We start from the raw sequence: 2,237 nt of genomic DNA on the forward strand, positions 1-2,237 counted from the left end.
GAAGAGCTTTGGCAGAAATCCTACAATTTTGGAAACCGGGATATTCTAATGGGAACGAGTGTAATCCAGAGTCAAGATCGGGGAGCCAAGAACCAAGATGCCACAAAAGGAATTCTTTTGGGAGGCTATACCCAGGCAGAAGGAAAAATTGAGACCGATGATGAAACTTTCTGGATGCTGTATCTGAACCAGGACGGTAATGAGCAGTGGAGAAAACACATAAAAGGAGAATCCAGAAAACGTGAGGAAAGATTGTCTGATATAAAACTGAACAGGGATGGCTCCATTATCCTGGCTGGAACCAGTGCCGAAGAACTTGGCAAAGAGAACTGGAAGATTGTAAAGTTAGGAGATAAGCAGCTTGATCAGCTTATAGAAAAACAGGACATCAAAATTTATCCTAATCCTGTTTCAGATTATGCTTATGTGGAAATAGGCTCCCAATTTAAAGAAGCTGATATTATGCTGTATGATATGAGCGGAAGACAGCTTCAGAGTTTAAAGACAAAGAATAAGGTGACGAAGATCAATACCCAGAATCTGATTCAGGGGGCTTATCTGGTTACCATTAAAACGGATACGAATAAAACAGCAAATGCTAAACTGATAAAAAAATAAACATAAATAATGAAAAAAATCTACATGTGTCTTATAAGCCTGGTAGGCTTATATGGTCATCTCCAGGCACAGCACCAATTTCAAGGTGTTAACTTTGGAGATACTTCCAATCCGGTCCCTTCACTTGCTTCCCTTGCCGGGCATACAGATACTCCGCCGTCAGTAGCGGTGGGCATACCTGAAATTTCTGTTCCGTTATTCAGTATTTCAGGATATGGAGGATCTGATTTTGGCTTGCAGCTGAGCTATAATCCAACAGGCGTTTCTGCAGACGATGCAGCGAGCGAAGTTGGAGCAGGCTGGTCCATGTTCAAAGGCGGGGTTATTTCCAGAAAAATTAATGGGATTATGGTGGATGAAGCGTTTCAGAATACAGCAAGCGCTCATTATGAAAAAAATGTCTTCGATGATGAATACTATTATAGTCTTCCCGGGTTTTCGGGGAAATTTAAAATAGAAAGAGATACCGTACAAAACACATTCAGAATAGTAGATCTTACCCCGCTGAACCATGTCAAAATAGCCTATACAAAGCAGAATAATACCGCTACGCTGGTTATAGACTCCTTTACTATTACGGATGATGATGGCAGCACCTATTACTTTAATGATTATTCTACAGCGGCCGTTTATGATAGTTTTTATGATGAGAAAGGGCTTTGGGGATGGGAATACAAATCAGCCTTTTTCCTGACCAGAATTACCAATGCCGATGGTGTGGAAACCGCGAATTTTACCTATCAGAAAAATACGAAGTACGATACTGATAATACCACGCTGCTTTATAAAAGCTGCCAGCTTCAAAAAATCAATACCGCACTGGGAAATATCGAGATCGTTTATGATTACGACCAGACCCTGGAAAAAACCATGAATGATCCTTACAGCATTAAAAAAGTAATGCTGAATAATTTTTACGGTAAAGTGGCGGAATATGCCTTTGACTATTCCTATCCTTTCCCTTCAAATCCGGGGGATGCTACCTACAAAAAAAGACAGCTGGACAAAATAAAGAAAATGGACGGGCAGAATATCCTTGAAGAGACCGCATTTCTTTATAATCCTCTCAGCCTGGAGGTTCCAACAGGTGGATCGTGTCAGGGAAGCGTACAGGTCGATCCATCCGGTGTTCTTAATAAGATTATTTATCCTACAAAAGGTGTTACTCAGTACCTTTACGAAGGTTCAGAAATTTATGCCGATAAAAGCTCTGCTGCCTATCTGGAATCACTGACCCTGGATTATGTAGACTCATGTACACAGGAACAGCAGGAGTTTTTAAATTTCAGCTTTGATACCCATCAAACCCTGACTTATTCTTTTACGATCCCGGGGGATTCTTCAAAGAAAAAAACATTCTGGGTAAATTACGGCGACGTTTATACTTCAGTTGATCCCAATACGGGAGAGCCTATTATTCTTCCTCCCGTACCTGAAAATAAAAGAATTACCTATACCCTTAAAAGAGGAACTGAGGTATTAACCACCAACCAAAAAGGAAGCGGTATAAAATTTTATAACTATCCCGGTCAGTATACCGTTACTGCCAACGTACCCCTACAGAATGGTCAGGTTAATTTTGGGCTGATAGAAGTTGTGGCAAAGCCTGGACCTTACCG

Annotated in this window: 2 protein-coding genes; both read left to right on the plus strand. The window is 40.8% G+C overall.

The window, feature by feature from the left end; translation table 11 throughout:
* The coding region (locus DRF61_RS22400) for a T9SS type A sorting domain-containing protein (protein WP_157963428.1) at window positions 1-618 on the plus strand (618 nt) is incomplete at its 5' end.
* A 9-nt stretch (window positions 619-627) separates the two neighbouring features.
* A partial coding sequence (locus tag DRF61_RS22405; protein ID WP_157963429.1) for a hypothetical protein occupies window positions 628-2,237 on the plus strand: 1,610 nt, incomplete at its 3' end.

Source organism: Chryseobacterium lathyri (assembly GCF_003290185.1).
In the GTDB taxonomy this organism is placed as follows: Bacteria; Bacteroidota; Bacteroidia; order Flavobacteriales; family Weeksellaceae; genus Chryseobacterium; species Chryseobacterium lathyri.